Source organism: Novosphingobium sp. Sphag1I (assembly GCF_056279125.1).
Genome location: NZ_JBWBQS010000001.1, coordinates 271,025 through 288,300, shown reverse-complemented (window position 1 = coordinate 288,300; position 17,276 = coordinate 271,025). Strand labels below are relative to the sequence as shown.

General features: G+C 60.7%; 10 protein-coding genes. 5 read left to right on the top strand and 5 right to left on the bottom strand.

Going from position 1 to position 17,276, the window contains the following annotated elements:
- Positions 1–1,578, bottom strand: a complete 1,578-nt coding sequence (locus ACZ9HU_RS01240) for a flavin monoamine oxidase family protein (RefSeq protein WP_476101385.1) — start codon at positions 1,576–1,578, stop codon at positions 1–3.
- Between the two features lie 508 nt (positions 1,579–2,086).
- Here ACZ9HU_RS01240 and ACZ9HU_RS01235 point away from each other — a divergent pair.
- Positions 2,087–4,627, top strand: a complete 2,541-nt coding sequence (locus ACZ9HU_RS01235) for a TonB-dependent receptor plug domain-containing protein (RefSeq protein WP_476101383.1) — start codon at positions 2,087–2,089, stop codon at positions 4,625–4,627.
- A 115-nt stretch (positions 4,628–4,742) separates the two neighbouring features.
- Positions 4,743–6,695, top strand: coding sequence for a tetratricopeptide repeat-containing sulfotransferase family protein (locus tag ACZ9HU_RS01230; protein WP_476101380.1), 1,953 nt, complete (start codon positions 4,743–4,745; stop codon positions 6,693–6,695).
- Positions 6,696–6,950: 255 nt separating this feature from the next.
- Here the strand turns inward: ACZ9HU_RS01230 and ACZ9HU_RS01225 are convergent, their stop codons facing one another.
- From ACZ9HU_RS01225 to ACZ9HU_RS01215, 3 genes are all read right to left on the bottom strand, one after another.
- Positions 6,951–8,015, bottom strand: coding sequence for a ribonucleotide-diphosphate reductase subunit beta (locus ACZ9HU_RS01225; RefSeq protein WP_476101378.1), 1,065 nt, complete (start codon positions 8,013–8,015; stop codon positions 6,951–6,953).
- A gap of 461 nt (positions 8,016–8,476) precedes the next feature.
- Positions 8,477–8,866 (bottom strand): PepSY domain-containing protein, encoded by a 390-nt coding sequence (locus ACZ9HU_RS01220; RefSeq protein ID WP_476101376.1) that lies wholly within the window; start codon positions 8,864–8,866, stop codon positions 8,477–8,479.
- 359 nt (positions 8,867–9,225) lie between these two features.
- Complete coding sequence (locus tag ACZ9HU_RS01215; RefSeq protein WP_476101779.1) at positions 9,226–11,223, bottom strand: ribonucleoside-diphosphate reductase subunit alpha; 1,998 nt, start codon at positions 11,221–11,223, stop codon at positions 9,226–9,228.
- A gap of 419 nt (positions 11,224–11,642) precedes the next feature.
- On the opposite strand from ACZ9HU_RS01215, the gene ACZ9HU_RS01210 reads away from it, so the two are divergent.
- From ACZ9HU_RS01210 to ACZ9HU_RS01200, 3 genes are all read left to right on the top strand, one after another.
- Entirely contained in the window at positions 11,643–11,891 is a 249-nt protein-coding gene (locus tag ACZ9HU_RS01210) for a GlsB/YeaQ/YmgE family stress response membrane protein (RefSeq protein ID WP_476101374.1), read from the top strand.
- A 155-nt stretch (positions 11,892–12,046) separates the two neighbouring features.
- Complete coding sequence (locus tag ACZ9HU_RS01205) at positions 12,047–14,302, top strand: TonB-dependent receptor (protein WP_476101371.1); 2,256 nt, start codon at positions 12,047–12,049, stop codon at positions 14,300–14,302.
- Entirely contained in the window at positions 14,302–15,684 is a 1,383-nt protein-coding gene (locus tag ACZ9HU_RS01200) for an alkaline phosphatase family protein (protein ID WP_476101369.1), read from the top strand. The genes ACZ9HU_RS01205 and ACZ9HU_RS01200 overlap by 1 nt, the downstream gene beginning before the upstream one ends.
- Here ACZ9HU_RS01200 and ACZ9HU_RS01195 read toward each other — a convergent pair.
- Positions 15,681–17,024: an aminotransferase class V-fold PLP-dependent enzyme gene (locus ACZ9HU_RS01195; RefSeq protein ID WP_476101367.1), complete on the bottom strand. Its 1,344-nt coding sequence runs from the start codon at positions 17,022–17,024 to the stop codon at positions 15,681–15,683. The genes ACZ9HU_RS01200 and ACZ9HU_RS01195 overlap by 4 nt on opposite strands.
- Between the last annotated feature and the right edge of the window lie 252 nt (positions 17,025–17,276).

Below are 17,276 nucleotides of genomic sequence, written 5' to 3'. Positions count from 1 at the left end.
TCACCCTGCCACAACACGTTGATGCAGACGCCCGATAGCGTCGAGCGAGGAGGTCAGCGCGCCTTCCTGCCATGCGGGGATGAACGAGGCATGCTCGCCCGCCAGCAGGATGCGGCCATCGATCTGGCACAGGTTGTCGTAGTGTTCCTTGCGCGCTTCGGGGCTCCAGTTGCCAAAGCACCCTTGCGTCCATGGCACCCGGTGCCAGCCCACGGCCACGCCGTTGAGGAACTCGTCCTTGTACTGCGGGTGGATTTTCGAACCCCATTCCACCGCACGGGCCACGCGCTCGGCGGGCGGCAACGAGGTGAATTCATAGGCATAGGCGCCAAACGTGTAACCGCCCAGCAGGGTCGCGGGCCCCGTCGAGCCATAGCGCGAGGAGGGATACGAAATCTGGGTGATCGGCAGGTCGGTATAGGAAATGCCGCCAAAGATATGATCGTCCTGCTCCCAGAAACGACGCTTGAATTCCAGACCCACCTTGAAACCGGCCTCATAGGGCACGGCGCGGATGGCATTGGCCATGGCATCGCCCACATTCATGTCGATCTGCGACAGGATCGAGAGCGGAATGGTGCAAAGGCAATAGTCGGCGCTGGCGGTGCCGCGCTGGCCGGTCTTGGTGTCCTCGAACGTGGCGGTGACGCCCTTGGCGTCCTGCTTGATGGCCACGACCTTGCTGTTATAGCGCACGAACTGGCCCACATGCTTTTCAAAGCCCTTGGCCACATTGTCCATGCCGCCCACGGGCTGGAAGATCGCGCTTTGGCGTTCGATGCCAAAACCTGCCGACAGGCCGGTCCACAGGTGCGATTGCAGCACGGTCGAAAGCGTCATCGGTTCCGACGCTTCGGGATAGGCCGAAAGGCCGCCGCCCGGGTTCTTGGCCCAGCCGCGACGATCCGAACTTTCCGGCCCCTTCACATAGCGCAGGTTCTTGTCCAGCGAGCCCCAGTCGCGCAAAGCTTCGAGCAGGATTTCGGCGTCTTCCTTGGTCACTTCATCCGACAGCGCCTGCTTGTTCACGGCCTTGGCCAGCAGTTCGCTGGTGTGGCCCATAAAGTCGGCCTGAATTTCGCGATAACGCTGCGGCTTGCCACCAAACGCCTTGGTGTTGTGCAGCAGGGCGTTGGTGTTGACCTGCATGAACGGTTCGAGCGCAACGCCCAATTCGTTACAATAAGAGATCATGCCCTTGTGGTCATAGGGCAGACGCCACGGACCCGGATTGATATAGTTGCCCGGCGCAAAGCCGACATTCTGCGTCGCGCCGCCCAGCTCGGTAAAGCTGTCGCCGCCGCGCAGCGTCCAGCTGCGGCCGCCCACGCGATTGTTATATTCCAGCACCTGAACCTTGTAACCAGCGCGGCTGAGTTCCAGCGCGGCCACCAGACCGGCCACACCGGCGCCCAGAATGAGCACCGAGGCGCCCTTGACGTCGCCGTCAAGCTTGGGCTTGCCTTTAAAGGTTGTCGCATGCACCTGATTAAGGCTGGCCATGGCCATATACATGGCCGAGGCGCCAGCGGTCTTGCCGATCATGGCCAGCAAGTCACGCTTGGTCATATTGGTCATTCTTCCGGTTCCTGTTCGCATGAGCAACAAGGGTGCGACCAAGGTGCAATCCGCACACCCTCTGCCGCAACATACTCCCTGCCACTCCATAATGATTGTCAGGCTCTCAGGGCAATTGAGGATTCCTAACAAAGCTCGGGGGCTGGATTGGGAAATCGGCGCTATTGACCGGTTTGTTGATACGCCAATGTGCTTATTCGGGCGCGCAATTGGAAAAAGGCAAAATCGCCCCTCCTCCCGCCAAATTTCCAGATCGGCAAATTCCATGCCGAATCCCCACCCCTATTCGGCACATTATGCCACATTTTGTTACAAAAATGCCACATTGCAGCAAAACAGCCGCACATTCCCGGTCTATACGTCGGATGTAGTATATGCCCTGCGCCGCCCTCGGTCGTAGCCAAAGCTCAACGGGACGCCGCCCCCACGTCAATCAAAGGCCCCCGTGAACCCCAGAACAACAATTGTTCAGGGGCAGGGTACAGGTTAAACCATGAGGGATCTTTCCATGAAGAAACTGCTGTTCACCACTACGGCGCTTGCCCTCTTTGCGCCGATGGCTGTGCAAGCTGCTGAGGCCGATCAGGCCGAACCTTCGAGCGAAATTATCGTTACCGGCACGCGCCAAACCGGCATGCGCGCCGCCGACAGCGCCGCCCCCATCCAGTTGATCGGCACGCAGGCATTCCAGAGCGTTGGCCAGCAGGACCTGACGCAGGTTCTGGCCCAAACGCTTCCCTCGCTCAACTTTCAGGGCTTTGGTGGTGACACGGCCAACCTGACGCTGTCGGCGGCCCTGCGCGGGATCAACCCCAATGACACGCTGGTGCTGATCAACGGCAAGCGTCGTCACACCACGGCTAACCTCGCCGTTCTGGGCGGCAGCCCCTATTCGGGCAGCGCCACCACCGACCTTTCCTTCATCCCCACCAACGCCATCAGCCGCATTGAAGTCCTTCAGGACGGCGCCGCTGCTCAGTACGGTTCGGACGCGATCGCGGGCGTGGTCAACATCATGCTCAAGAACAACGATCATGGCGGCAGCTTCACCGCAACCGGTGGCAGCAACTATGAAAACGGTGGTTCGACGGCTGCAACGGCGCTCAACCTCGGCTTCAAGCTGGGTGAAAAGGGCTTCATCAACGTCACCGGTGAATACAAGTTCCACGACTATACGTCGCACGGCAAGTATGACCGCCGCTTCTACTATGCCAATGGCCAGCTCAAGCCCGGCCAGAGCAGCGTTGTCACCAACGGTCTTGCCGGTGCGCCCAACACGCCCAACGTCAACACGATCAATGGCGACGCGCGCTTCACGATCTATAACCTGTCGTTCAACGCCGGTTATGACGTGGGTTCGGATGCTCAGGTCTATGCCTTTGGTTCGTATGGCAACCGTAACGCCAAGGCTTACGAAAACTATCGTTCGCCCAGCCGCGTTTCGGGCGTGACCAGCACCGGCACGACCGTTTATCCGCTGCCTAACGGTTTCCAGCCGCAGGAAAATATCCGCGAGGAAGACTTCTCGCTGACCGCCGGGATCAAGGGCAAGGCGGCCGAGTGGAACTATGACCTCTCGCTGACCTATGGCAAGGACGCGGTTGCGCTCTACACCATCAATTCGGCCAACCCGACCCTGTTTGCGATGCAGCAGTCGGCCAGCGCCACGCCGCTCACCGGCCTTCAGCGCAACTTCTATGACGGCCAGCTGTCGAACAGCGAATGGGTCGGCAACATCGACATCAGCCGCGATTTCGATCTGGGCATGTCCAAGCCGTTGACGCTGGCCTTTGGTGGTGAATATCGCCAGGGCAACTATTCGATCGCGCAGGGCGAATATGCCTCTTACATCTATGGCGGCGGCCAGTCCTATCCGGGCTTTGCACCGACCGACGCCGGTTCGTGGGGCCGTCAGTCCTATGCTGGTTATGTTGACGTTGCCTTCGATCCGATCGAGCGTCTGCATGTCGATGTTGCCGGTCGTTACGAACACTATTCCGACTTTGGTTCGGCATGGTCGGGCAAGTTCAACGCCCGCTATGACTTCAACGACAAGATCGGTATCCGCGGCACGGTTTCGAACGGTTTCCGCGCTCCGACGCTGGCCGAAGCCTATTATTCGTCGGTCAACGTTGGCCCCGGCTCAACCTTTGGTCAGCTTCCGCCGAACTCGGCTGCGGCTCAGACCCTTGGCTTCTCGAAGCTGAAGGCTGAAAAGTCGACCAACTTCTCGCTCGGCTTTGTTGCTCACCCGCTGCCCAAGTTGCAGATCACGGTTGACGCCTATCAGATCAAGATCAAGGACCGCATCGTTCCCTCGGGCTCGATCTATGGTACGCTGGGCAGCACCACTGTCTCGCAAGCGGTTGTCGATGCGCTTATCTCGCGCGGCGTGTCGCTGGCCGAAGCGACCTCCTATTCGGGCATGAACATCTTCACCAACGGCGTTGACACCCGCACCCGCGGCGTCGAAGCCACCGCCAGCTATGCCAGCGATTTCGGTGAAATGGGCAAGGTCGACTGGTCGCTTGGCGTCAACTATAACAAGACCGACGTCACCCGCATCAGCAGCCTGCCCGCCTCGGTTTACAATGCCGGCGCCGGCCAGACCGACCTGCTGACCCCCAACGCCGTGGATGCGTTGACGACGGCCACGCCGCGCGTCAAGCTGATCGCTGGCGCTTTGTGGAACATCGGCAAGTTCTCGATCAACCTGCGTGAAACGATGTATGGCACCACCAGCCAGCACATCAGCACCGGCGGTTCGGGCCTGTGCACCGCGACCACCGGCGAATCGTGCCAGTTGATCAAGATCGGCACCACCTTCATCACCGACCTGAACGTTGGTTATAAGGTTACGCCCAAGATCCGCTTTGACGTGGGTGCGAACAACCTGTTCGACAAACAGGCTCCGACCATGCCGACGATCAACAAGGGTACGACCGGCGAGCGTCCGCTTTCGGGCAACGTGTACTACTCGCCGGTGTCCTTCACCCCGTGGGGCATCAATGGCGGCTATTACTACGCCCGCGCCACGTTCAACTTCTAATCTGATCTGATACCTGGCAACCCGGCCTGCCGCTCTCATCGAGCGCAGGTCGGGTTCTGCTTTTTTGGACCGCCCTTCCTTTGAAAAGTTGAGCAGGCGTCCTATGCTGCATACCATGAACGACCCTTTTGCTCAGGCCGCCGCTGCGCTGGCCGAAAATCCGGCTCTTGCAGAAAGATTGGCGCGTGGCCTGATGGCGCGAGCCCCCGGCGACCCCCGCCCCCGGCTTATTCTGGCCTCTGCCCTGCGCCGGTTGGGGCGCGCCGATCAGGCTTTGCCGATCCTGAAAGCTCTGGCACAAAATTTTCCCAAGGCCGCCCGTACCCGCTTTGAATTGGGCATGAGCCTTTGCGCGACGGGGCGCGGCCGCGATGGCGATCAGCAATTGGACGAAGCGGTGCGCCTTGATCCAGCCCTTGCCGAGGCATGGCGCGCCATCGAGGACCGCGCCTTTACCGCGGGCGATGATCTGCGCGAACGCCGTGCGAAAGCCGCACTGGCCCGGATCGAGGCTGGGCATCCCGACCTTGGCCGAGCCGCCGAACTGATCGTGCTGGAACGATTTGCCGAGGCGGAAAAGATCCTCCGCCCCTTCTGTCTGGCCTATCCCAATCATGTCGAAGGCCTGCGCCTGATGGCCAGTTGCAAGGTTGCCGCGCGCGCCTTTGCCGAGGCGGTCACGCTGCTGCGCCATGCGGTCGGGATTGATCCGGCATCGCCTCGCCTGCGCTTCGATCTGGCCCATGCGCTGTTCGCCGGGCGCGAGGCGGAACCGGCCATGGCCGAACTCTCGCCCCTGCTGGAAAAAGATCCGGCTAATCCGGCCTATCGCAATCTTCAGGCGGCCTGCCTTGGCCTGTTGGGCGATGATCAGGGCGCAGAGGCGATCAATGCCGAACTGGCCGCCGCATTTCCCGACAATCCGCGCGTGGCGGTCAACCATGGCCATGCCGCGCGCACGGCGGGCGGGCGCGACCGCGCCATTGCCGCCTATCGCCGCGCCATTGCATTAAGCCCCCAATCGGGCGAGGCATGGTGGGGTCTGGCCAATCTCAAGGTTGGCGTCTTGACCGAGGCGGATGAGGCCGAAATGCGGCGCCTGCTGGCTACGGACCTGCCCGATGACGGGCGGATGCGCATTGAATATGCCTTGGCGCGGCGGTTGGAGGATTCGGGCAATTTCGACGAATCTTTCGAACATTACGCCAAGGGGGCAGCTCTGGCCCGGCAACGCTTCATCTATGGCATGCGCGATTATCCAACGGAATTGGCGCAGGTGGAAAGCCTGTTCACGCAGGAATTTCTGAGCCAGCGCGCCGATTGGGGCGCCGACAGCGACGCGCCGATTTTCATCCTCGGCCTGCCGCGCTCGGGCTCCACACTGGTCGAACAGATTTTGGCCAGCCATCCCGAAATCGAAGGCACCATGGAATTGCCCTATATCGGGGCGCTGGCCGCACGGATCGCGACGCAGGGCGACGATGTCATCGCCAAGGCCGACGCGGCGCAGGTGCGCGCGTGGGGCGAGGAATATCTGGAGCGCGCCGCCGTCCACCGCCGGTTGGGCCGTGCGCATTTCATCGACAAGATGCCCAACAATTTCCGGCATATCGGCCTCATCCGCCTGATCCTGCCCCATGCGCGGATTGTCGATGTGCGCCGCGCGCCGATGGCCTCCTGCTTCTCCGGCTTCAAACAACTCTTTGCCGAGGGGCAGGAGTTTTCCTATGATTTAAACGAATTGGGGCGGTATTATCGCCACTATCTCGCGCTGATCCGTCATTTCGCGGTCGCGGCACCGGGGGCGGTCCATACGCTGATCTATGAAGATCTGGTCGAGGATACCGAGGGTCAGGTCCGCCGCCTGCTGGACGCCATAAAGGTGGATTTCGATCCGGCCTGCCTGCGCTTTTTTGAAAACAACCGTGCCGTGCGCACCGTATCGAGCGAGCAGGTCCGGCAGCCGATCTATCGCTCCGGCCTCGACCACTGGCGCGCGTTTGAACCGCATCTGGGGCCGTTGAAGGAAGCCTTGGGAGATGCGTTGGAGGGGTGGCGTTTGGTTTAAGGAATGCCTCCGGCGGGCCAAGGGCGGCGGCCCGTGACAATCCCGATAATGGGGTGTCGGGCGGTGCGCAGCCCTAATGGTAAATGCATAAATTAAAGCCTGCGGCGCTGTTAAATGGCGCCGCAGGCTTTAAAATTTCTAACGTCGCGCCCCTCAGCCAAGGCCGAAACGACACGCCACAAAAACAGTCACGGGAGCGCGAGGGGCTAGCCCCTCGCATTTTAAAAATCGCGAAGCGAATAAGCGCCCAAACGCTTACTCCGCCGCGATACCCGCAGCCTTGAACATGTCCTCGGTGCCTTCGCCTTCATCGAACACGGTCGAGGCGGCATCGACGCCCTTGGCCTTGCGGCGGGCGTCAAAGCTGGTCCAGACGGTGTTCCAGTCACCGCGCGTGGCGCCCTTGGAATATTCAGTGGCGCGGGTTTCAAAGAAATTGGCGTGTTCGACGCCGTTCAGCAGCGGCTGGAGCCAGGGCAGCGGGTGGTCTTCGATCATGTAGATCGGCTGGAAGCCCAGCTGGCCCAGACGCCAGTCGGCGATGTAGCGGATGTAGCGCTTGATGTCCTTGGCGCTCATGCCGGGCACGGGGCCCTGTTCAAAGGCCAGATCGATGAAGGCATCTTCGAGGCGCACCGTCTTTTGGCAGCAGTCGATGATGTCTTCCTTGACCGCCTTGGTCAGGCATCCGCGTTCCTTCACGAAGGTGTGGAACAGCTTGATGATGCCTTCGCAGTGGAGCGATTCATCGCGAATCGACCAGGTCACGATCTGGCCCATCCCCTTCATCTTGTTAAAGCGGGGGAAGTTCATCAGCATGGCAAAGGACGCGAAGAGCTGGAGCCCTTCGGTAAAGCCGCCGAACATGGCCAGCGTGCGGGCGATATCCTCGTCCGAATCGACGCCAAAGGTGGCCATGTAATCGTGCTTGGCCTTCATTTCCTCATATTCGAGGAACATGCCATATTCTGTTTCGGGCATGCCGATCGTGTCAAGCAGATGCGAATAGGCCGCGATATGGATCGTTTCCATGTTCGAAAACGCGGCCAGCATCATCTTGATCTCGGTCGGCTTGAACACGCGGCCGTATTTTTCGTGATAACAGTCCTGCACTTCGACGTCGGCCTGGGTGAAGAAGCGGAAGATTTGCGTCAGCAGGTTGCGCTCATGCTCGGAAATCTTCTGCGCCCAATCGCGGCAATCCTCGCCCAGCGGCACTTCTTCGGGCAGCCAGTGGACCTGCTGCTGACGCTTCCAGAAGTCGTAAGCCCACGGATATTCGAAGGGTTTGTAGGTCTTACTGGCTTCGAGAAGGGACATGCGACTACTCCAGAATCGGCTGTTTTCAGGGCCTGAGACGACCAGAAGCGCGCGAAGCTGCACAGGTCCGATCATCAACAGATAGATGGTATGTGACGCAACCAACCACAAGGTCTTGTATGCCGCCGTCGCGTCAATGACAACCGCTTGATAACAGTTTCATCGCCCGGATGCATCGGCCTTCGCTGCTTTCCCACAGATTCGAGGCGAAATTTTTTTGATGGGGAAGAAGGGAGGAAATGGCGCGAGGGACTCGTCCCTCGCGCTCCCGTTACTGTCTGCGTGGCGCGATCGGTTCGACGAATGAGTATCGACCGCATCGTCCAAATGAAAAAGCCTGCGGCGCCCATCCAAAGCGCCGCAGGCTTTCAATCCATCGCCCCATCCACATCGCTGCCGACAAGGCGCCCATTACCGGGATTGCAAAGGGACAAGTCCCTTTGCCCACCGGAGGCAAACCCTTATTTCCACAGCCAACGCGGCGACAGGCCACGCCCCTTGCGGAAGCTCCACATCTGGACATAAAGCCAGATGCCCGAGATCGAGAAAAAGATCAGCGCAAAGCCAGTGAGCGTCGAGATCACCACGCCGACCGGGCCAAATTCCTCACCCGAATGCAGGTGGTGGAGCAGGCCGACGATGCTCTGCCCGCCCTTTTGCTTGGGGCGGCACATGACATCGGGCGGGCAAACGAAATCGGGCTGCACCTTGGAAATCGAGGCCGGGGCGCCCTGTGCCTGCTGCGGCTTGCCTTGCGTCAGCGGAACGATCTGGCTGAGCACGCCGGTTACGGCCATCCACAACATGAAAACGCCGAAAAACAGACTGAGCCAGCGATGCCACTTACGCATGAAATTCCCTTCCTAGAATGCTGTCTTTACCGGGCGCGGTCCCATTGCCCGGTAAAGTTACGCGCAGATGAAAAGCAGGCAATGCGACAAATTGGCAAGTCGCGAAGGGTGAGAAAGTTTCGCAAACCGTGTCAGAAAGGCAGTTGATGCGAGGGTCCAGACCCTCGCACTCCCGTTACTGTCCGCGTGGCGCGATGGATATCGGATGAATGAACAAAGCCTGCGACGCCCATCCAAAGCGCCGCAGGCTTTCAATCCATCATGCAATCCACATCGCTACGGACCGCACGCTACCCCCAAATCGGGATTGCAAAAGGCCCCCGCCCTTTGCCCGCCGGAGGCATCAAAACCTACGAAAATCACTGACAGGCCAGACATTCCTCATAGTCGGTCTCGCCCTTGGCCTCCAATTCGATCCGGGGGGCCGCCGAGGTGTTGTCCGCCTCAACCCCGCCGGCGAAACCAGCGCGCTGCACCGACTTGGAGCGCAGATAATAGAGCGACTTGATGCCCTTTTCCCACGCCTGATAGTGCAGCATCATCAGGTCCCACTTGTCCACGTCCGCCGGGATATAGAGGTTCAGCGACTGGGCCTGATCGATATAGGGTGTGCGATCGGCGGCAAATTCGAGCAGCCAGCGCTGATCGATTTCGAACGACGTCTTGTAGGTCGCCTTCTCGTCCGCCGAGAGGAAGTCGAGATGCTGAACCGAGCCGCCATGTTCAAGGATCGAGTTCCACACATTGGTGGAATCCTTGCTCTTTTCGGCCAGCAGCTTTTGCAGATAGGGGTTCTTGACCACGAACGAACCCGACAGCGTCTTGTGGGTATAGATGTTCGCCGGGATCGGTTCGATACAAGCGCTGGTGCCGCCGCAGATGATCGAGATCGAAGCGGTCGGCGCGATCGCCATCTTGCACGAGAAACGCTGCATCACGCCCATGTCGGCGGCATCGGGGCATGCGCCGCGTTCCTGCGCCAACAGGATGCTCGCCTCGTCCGCCTTGGCCGAGATGTGCTTAAACATCTTCAGGTTCCACGCCTTGGCCATCGCGCTTTCAAAGGCGATACCCTTCTTTTGCAGGAAGGAGTGGTAGCCCATCACACCCATGCCGACGCTGCGTTCGCGGCTTGCCGAGTACTTGGCGCGGGCCATTTCGGAAGGCGCGCGGTCAATATAGTCCTGAAGCACATTGTCGAGGAAACGCAGCACGTCCTCGATGAAACGCTTGTCGCCGTTCCACTCGTCCCAGGTTTCCAGGTTGAGCGAGGACAGGCAGCACACCGCCGTGCGGTCATTGCCAAGGTGGTCCTTACCCGTGGGCAGGGTGATTTCGCTGCACAGGTTCGAAGTATAGACCTTGAGGCCCAGATCGCGGTGATGCTTGGGCATCATGCGGTTCACCGTGTCGGAGAACACGAGGTAAGGCTCACCCGTGGCCAGACGCACTTCGACCAGCTTCTGGAACAGGCTGCGCGCATCGACCTTGCCGCGAACACTGCCGTCCTTGGGCGATTTCAGTTCGAATTCGCGCCCGTCGCGCACTGCCTGCATGAAATCATCGGTCAGCAGCACGCCGTGGTGCAGGTTCAGCGCCTTGCGGTTGAAGTCGCCCGACGTCTTGCGGATTTCAAGGAATTCCTCGATTTCCGGGTGGCTGACATCGAGATAGGCCGCCGCCGAACCACGGCGCAGCGACCCTTGCGAAATCGCCAGAGTCAGCGAATCCATCACGCGAACGAAGGGTATGATCCCGCTGGTCTTGCCGTTCAGGCCCACCTGTTCGCCAATCCCGCGGACCTTTCCCCAATAGGTGCCGATGCCGCCCCCGCGCGAGGCGAGCCAGACGTTTTCGGTCCAGGTCGAGACGATGCCGTCAAGGCTGTCCTCAACCGTGTTCAGATAGCACGAGATCGGCAGACCGCGCCCCGTTCCGCCGTTCGACAGCACCGGCGTTGCGGGCATGAACCACAGCTTGGAAATATAGTCATAGATCCGCTGGGCATGTTCGGCATCATCGGCATAGGCCGCCGCGACGCGCGCAAACAGATCCTGATAGGTTTCGTTGGGCAGCAGGTAACGGTCGTCGAGCGTTTCCTTGCCGAAATCGGTCAGCAGCGCATCGCGCGAAGGATCGGTCTTGATTTCAAAGCGGCGCACATCGACGCGCTTGGTGTCTTCGGGCTGCTTGGGCGAAGAAGCCGCCGCCGCCGCCACGCTGAGCAGATCGCCCATCGCACGCTCGGCCGTCAGCAAATCAGCGGTTGCCATATCGGTCTTGTCATTCATGGGCATAGCCGGGCTTTTGCCCGCCTCCTTGTTATCGGTCAGAACGGCGGCGTCATCTGCGCCCATCAGTGGCGATTGCGAAAGATCGGCTCGCTCATCCCCGCTTCTGAAATCCACGTTCTGCCCCTTCATGGTGTTGAAACTGGTCATGGCGGCGCATGGGGCGCTGCTCTTTTCCACAGAATCGGCCCACACCAAGGCTTTTCCGCCTCAGGTGGCCAATAACTAGGGATAGAGGTCGGCGCCCTTGTACGGCCACCACAGGTTGTGCCTCAAAGGCGGAAACATACGCAAGAGGAAAGGTGCAATTTGCCGCGATTGGCGATTGCCCCGGTCATGGCCAGCGACGCGCCGGAAACCGGGCACTGCGCTGTCATGCAAGCGTCAAATTACCATTTTTGGAAAAAAGTTCTCCACATCTGCTTTCAGGATTCGCCCGGGTGTACTAATCTCGCACCACACCCGGCATCTATGGGAGAAAACCGATGTTCCGCATGATTGGCGCGCTATTTTCCGGGCTCTTTGTGGGTCTGGTGGCCCGGTTCTTCTACCTGGGTTCGGTGCCGATGGGGTGGTGGATGACGATTCTGCTGGGAATCGGGGGTTCGCTGCTGGCCGATCTGGTGGTCAATCGCGGCGATGTGGGGCGCCCTGCCCGCCCTGCCGGATTTATCGCATCGGTGGTCGGCGCGATGGCTTTGATCTTCATCGGCCGCCACCTTGGCTGGCATTGAACAGCCCGGCACGCGCGCCAAACTGACACTGATGCAAATAAGCAACGTCTTGAAACCTTAACCTAAACGTCACGCAACCGCCTCCATTCCGCCACCACACAGTAACAGGCCGCCCCTAGGCCGCCCCCGTTCATGCTCATGCATCGGGGGTCAAAATGTCCAAATTCCTGCCTATCCTGCTTGCCGCCAGCGCGCTTTGCCCGGCCGGTTTTGCCCATGCCGCCGAAGCGCCCGCCACCGATGCCGGTGAAGCCGACGCCATCGTCGTTGTCGGCCAGGGCACCGTCCGTCAGGCCCAGACCCTGACCATCAAGGATCTGGCCGTGCTGGCCCCCGGCACCAGCCCCTTGAAAGCCATCGAAAACCTGCCCAGCGTCAATTTCCAGAGCGCCGATCCGTTTGGCGCCTATGAATGGGCCACGCGCGTCTCGATCCGCGGGTTTAACCAGAACCAGTTGGGCTTCACCCTCGACGGCGTGCCGCTGGGCGATGCGTCCTATGGCAATCTCAACGGGTTGCACATCAGCCGCGCCATCATCACCGACAATATCGGCGCCACCCGCGTGACGCAGGGCGCAGGCGCTCTGGGCACACAGGCGACCAACAATCTTGGCGGCACGATCGAATTTGCCAGCCTTGATCCGCTCGACCATTTTGCCCTCGACGCCGCCGCCTCCTATGGCAGCTTCAACATGTGGCGCACCTATGGCCGGGTGAATGCGGCCAGCGCCAATGGCGATCTGCGCGGCTATATCGCGGTTGACCACCACGAAACGTCCAAGTGGAAAGGCTATGGCCAGCAGCGCCAGACGCTGGTCAACGCCAAGATCGTGGGCAAGGTGGGCGCCACCGAACTGTCGGCCTATGGCTCCTACTCCGACCGCGCCGAGGTCGATTATCAGGATCTCAGCCTCGAAATGCTGGGCCGCCTTGGCTATAACTGGGACAATATCTCGAACAATTACGCGCTGGCGGTCAAGGTCGCCGATGTGGCGGCCAACAATGGCTATTCGGGCGCGGTGGCCACCAACCCCTCGGCGGGCACGGCATGGCCTGCGCCCTTCGCCAACGCTGACGACGCCTATTATTCGGGTGGCGGCCTGCGCAAGGACTTCCTCGGCTGGATCGGCGCCAAGACACAGTTCAGCGAAAAGTTCAGCGGCGAGATCAAGGCCTATTATCACGATAACAAGGGCCGCGGCCTTTGGTGGACGCCCTATGTCAACAGCCCCAACGGCATCCCGCTTTCGCTGCGCACCACCGAATATGCGATCAAGCGCGGCGGTATTTTCGGCCATATCGATGGCGAAGTGGGCGCGCATAAGCTGACGCTCGGCGGTTGGTGGGAACACAATGCCTTTAACCAGGCCCGCCGCTATTATGCGGTCGCCAGCCGCACCAATCCTGGTCAGGGCCTGCTCGATTGGCCGACCAACCCGTTTGCCACGCAATGGGAATTGAATTTCGCCACCGACACGCTGCAATATCATGTGGCCGACACGGTGAAATATGGCGATCTGACGATCAACCTTGGCTGGAAGGGTTTTGCCACCATCAACAAGGCCAGCCCCGTGGTGGCCGGTGGCCGCGCATCGGGCCGCATCTCGGCCATCGACTGGTTCCAGCCCACGGTCGGCGCGTCCTATAAGCTGGGCGGCAATGGCGAACTCTATGCCGGTTTCGCCCAGTCCACCCGCGCCTATCAATCCGCCACCACCAGCGGGCCTTTCTCCGCCTCACAGGCCGGGTTCGATGCGGTCAAGGGCAGCCTGAAGCCCGAAAGCTCGGACACGTATGAGGTTGGCTATCGTTACGCCGACGCACGCATCAACGCCACGTTGGGCGCGTATCTGACCAATTTCCACAACCGCCTGCTGGTGATCCCCACCGCCGCCGGGATCGTGGGTTCGGCCAATCTGCTCTCCAACGTGGGCGGCGTGCGTTCCGCGGGGATCGAGGCGCTGATCAATGCGCGCCTTGGCCATGGTTTTTCAACCACCGTGTCCTATGCCTATAATGACAGCACCTATCGCAACGACATCGGCACCTATCGCATCGCGGGCAAGACGACTGTCGATGCGCCAAAGCACCTAGCCCGCGCCGAACTGGCCTATGATAACAAGGTGATCTTCGGGCGTGTGGCGGTCAATTACATGTCGAAACGTTATTTCACCTATACCAACGATCAATATATCGGCGGGCGCACTCTGGTCGATGCCAGCCTTGGTTATCGCGTCAAGACGCCCTTCTCGGATCGTCCGATCGAATTGCAGGTCAATGCGACCAACCTGTTCGATGTGAAATATGTTTCGACCATGGGCACCAATGGCTTCGGCTTCTCTGGCGATGCCCAGACGCTGATGGTTGGCGCGCCGCGCGCGGTGTTCGGCACGATCAAGGCGGGGTTCTGATGGGCATGAAATCACTCATATTGGGTCTGTTGCTGGCGGCGGGGTCGATCCCTGCCGCCACGGTGGCGGCAAAACCCGTCGCCAAGGCCCCGCCGCATCATCCGGTGCTGCTGATCTCGATCGACGGGTTGCGCCCCGGCGACGTGCTGGAGGCAGAGAAGCGCGGGCTTAAAGTGCCCGCCCTGCGCGCTCTGGTGGCCGATGGCGCCCATGCCAGCGGGGTGGTGGGCGTGTTGCCCACGCTGACCTTTCCCAGCCATACGACGTTGATTACCGGCGTTGATCCGGCGCGCCACGGCGTGTTCAACAATGTCACCTTTGACCCCACCGCCATCAACCAGGACGGCTGGTACTGGTACGCCAGCGACATCAAGGTGCCCACCCTTTGGGATGCGGCCAAGGCGCGCGGCCTTTCCACCGGCAATGTCCATTGGCCGGTCAGCGTGGGCGCGGATATCCGCTGGAACCTGCCCCAGATCTGGCGCACGGGTCATGCCGATGATGCCAAACTGCTGGCGGCGCTCTCCACGCCAGGCCTGTTGCCGGAACTTGAGGCCAAGGAAGGCCCCTATGCCGCGGGCAAGGCCGAAGACCTGCCCGCCGATCAGATCCGTGGGCGTTTTGCCGCGCGGATGATCGCGGCCCATCACCCCGATTTCATGACGGTCTATCTGACCGCTCTGGACCATACCCAGCACGAAACCGCGCCGGGCAGCGCGGCCAGCCATGCCGTTCTGGAAAGCATTGACGCCATTGTCGCCAATCTGGTGGCGGCCGAGCACAAGGCGCATCCCGATGCCGTCATTGCCTTGGTGTCCGACCATGGCTTTGCCGAGGTGGACAATGCCTTCAACCTCAGCCGCGCTTTGATCGATGCGGGCCTGATCCGCCTTTCCGCGCCCGATCCGCTGGGACGGCAAAAGATTGAAAGCTGGGACGCGGTGGCATGGGCCTCGGGCGGATCGGTGGCGGTCATTCTGGCGCGGCCCGACGATGCCGCGCTCAAAGCCAAGGTTCGCGACATCCTAATCGGGTTGAAGGCCGATCCGGCCAATCGTATCACCGACTTGCTCGAAGGCGACGCCATTGCCAAGGCGGGCGGCAATACGCAGGCCAGCTTCTATCTCAACCTTGCCCCGCCGATGTTGGCGACGGGCTATATCGCGGCGGCGGCGCCCTTGCGCTTTGTCCCGCCCACCAAGGGGATGCACGGGTTCTTCCCCGGCGATCCGCGCATGCGTTCGACCTTCATCATCACCGGCCCCGGAATTCCGAAGGGCCGCGATCTGGGCGAGATCGACATGCGCGCGATTGCACCCACTTTGGCCAAAGTGATGGGGGCAAGGCTGGACAAGGCGCAGGCCCCAGCAATCACGTTCTAAACCAACATGGCATGTTCGGCGCGCAGGGCCTTGGCCAGCGCGTCGACATCCTGCGCGGTGGTGTAAAGGCCGGGCGTTACGCGGATCACCGGCGCCTTGGCCACGCCGCTGCGCCAAACGGTGTGGACGCGGTATTTTTCGAAAAGGCGCGCCTGCACCGCTTGGGCTTTGGCGGCGGTGTCCATGCCTTTCAGGCGGAAACTGGTGATGGTGCAGTATCGCGCCGGATCGTCGGGAACGCAGATTTCGACATTGGGCAAATCCGCCACCGCGTGAACCCAGCGGTTGCGAAGGCTGCGTAAATGCGCCTCCTTGGCGGCCGCACCGACGGCAAAATGGAACTCCACCGCCTTTGGGATCGACAGGACGGCGGCGAAATTGACCGTGCCTGCCGGAACGCGGGTGCTGATCTGGGACGGGTCGGGGTCGCGCACGTCGTCGGCCATGGCAATGTCGCCAAGGCGTTCCTTACGAATATACATCGCGCCAAGGCCCAGCGGCGCGCTGGTCCATTTATGCACGCTCCACCCCACGAAATCAGCGCCCAGATCCGGCAGAAACGAATTAAGGCAGGCGATGGCATGGGCCGCATCCACCACCGTATCCACGCCCCGCGCCCGCGCCATCGCGACGATTTCGCGTGCCGGTGTGACCAATCCGGTACGATTGGAAATCTGCGTCACCAGCATGAGTTTCGCATGGGGCGTGCGTTTGAGCACATCGTCATAGGCGGCCAGAATATTGGCCGTTGTCGCCGGTTCGGGCATGGCGAATTTGACCACCTCGACACCCCGGTTTTTGCCCAGCCATTCCATCGAGGCAATCATCGCGTCATAATCCAGATCGCAACAGATAACCGCATCGCCCGCCTTCAACGGCTTGTAATTGACGATCAGCGTTTCGAGCGCATGGGCCCCCGACGCGGTGATGGCAATTTCCTCGGGCAGACAACCGACCTGACGCGCGATGGCCTCACGTGCCTCACGCCCGCCGGCGGCAAGACAGGCCCCGCCGGGCAGAACATTGCGCGCCCAGATCGCATTCATCCTGTTCACATATAGCGTCTGGTTGACATATTCCTGCGCCACGACGCGGGGCATGATGCCCCAATATCCGTTTTCCAGATTATGCACGCCCGGTTCGACATCATAGTGGCGCGGCAAATCGGCAATCGCGATCGATCCGGGCGCCAATGGCTTGTCGCCAAGCGCCGCCGCAGCCCCGATCATCGGCAGGCCCGTTGAGGCCAGCGGCGCCCCATGCGCCTGTGCGGCCAGAAGAGCAGGCGCCCCCATTGCGGCCCCCATCAGGAATTGGCGGCGATCAGCAGGCAGGTCCATGATACATTGTCTCCCAAGATAGGCGCTTGAACCCCGACCGGCCCGTGCGATCCATACGCCAATTGACGCAGCAATATGACGATTGCCCGACACAAACCCGTCACAAAGGGCAGAATCAGGCGCATTTATTGGATTTTTATTTGCCGCCCCCCACGCTTTCCCATACGCCCCGGCACGGCTACGATATAACATAAGAATAGTCCGTCGTTCGTCGGGAGGGTTCAAACGATACGGGAATAAGCCCTCGCGGAG

What these genes read in the sequence shown, in the direction of transcription:
- ACZ9HU_RS01220 (WP_476101376.1), bottom strand. Translation starts at nt 8,866, where the DNA reads ATGCGTAAGTGGCATCGCTGGCTCAGTCTGTTTTTCGGCGTTTTCATG.
- ACZ9HU_RS01215 (WP_476101779.1), bottom strand. Translation starts at nt 11,223, where the DNA reads ATGGGCGCAGATGACGCCGCCGTTCTGACCGATAACAAGGAGGCGGGC.
- ACZ9HU_RS01235 (WP_476101383.1), top strand. Translation starts at nt 2,087, where the DNA reads ATGAAGAAACTGCTGTTCACCACTACGGCGCTTGCCCTCTTTGCGCCG.
- ACZ9HU_RS01195 (WP_476101367.1), bottom strand. Translation starts at nt 17,024, where the DNA reads ATGGACCTGCCTGCTGATCGCCGCCAATTCCTGATGGGGGCCGCAATG.
- ACZ9HU_RS01205 (WP_476101371.1), top strand. Translation starts at nt 12,047, where the DNA reads ATGTCCAAATTCCTGCCTATCCTGCTTGCCGCCAGCGCGCTTTGCCCG.
- ACZ9HU_RS01240 (WP_476101385.1), bottom strand. Translation starts at nt 1,578, where the DNA reads ATGACCAATATGACCAAGCGTGACTTGCTGGCCATGATCGGCAAGACC.
- ACZ9HU_RS01200 (WP_476101369.1), top strand. Translation starts at nt 14,302, where the DNA reads ATGGGCATGAAATCACTCATATTGGGTCTGTTGCTGGCGGCGGGGTCG.
- ACZ9HU_RS01210 (WP_476101374.1), top strand. Translation starts at nt 11,643, where the DNA reads ATGTTCCGCATGATTGGCGCGCTATTTTCCGGGCTCTTTGTGGGTCTG.
- ACZ9HU_RS01225 (WP_476101378.1), bottom strand. Translation starts at nt 8,015, where the DNA reads ATGTCCCTTCTCGAAGCCAGTAAGACCTACAAACCCTTCGAATATCCG.
- ACZ9HU_RS01230 (WP_476101380.1), top strand. Translation starts at nt 4,743, where the DNA reads ATGAACGACCCTTTTGCTCAGGCCGCCGCTGCGCTGGCCGAAAATCCG.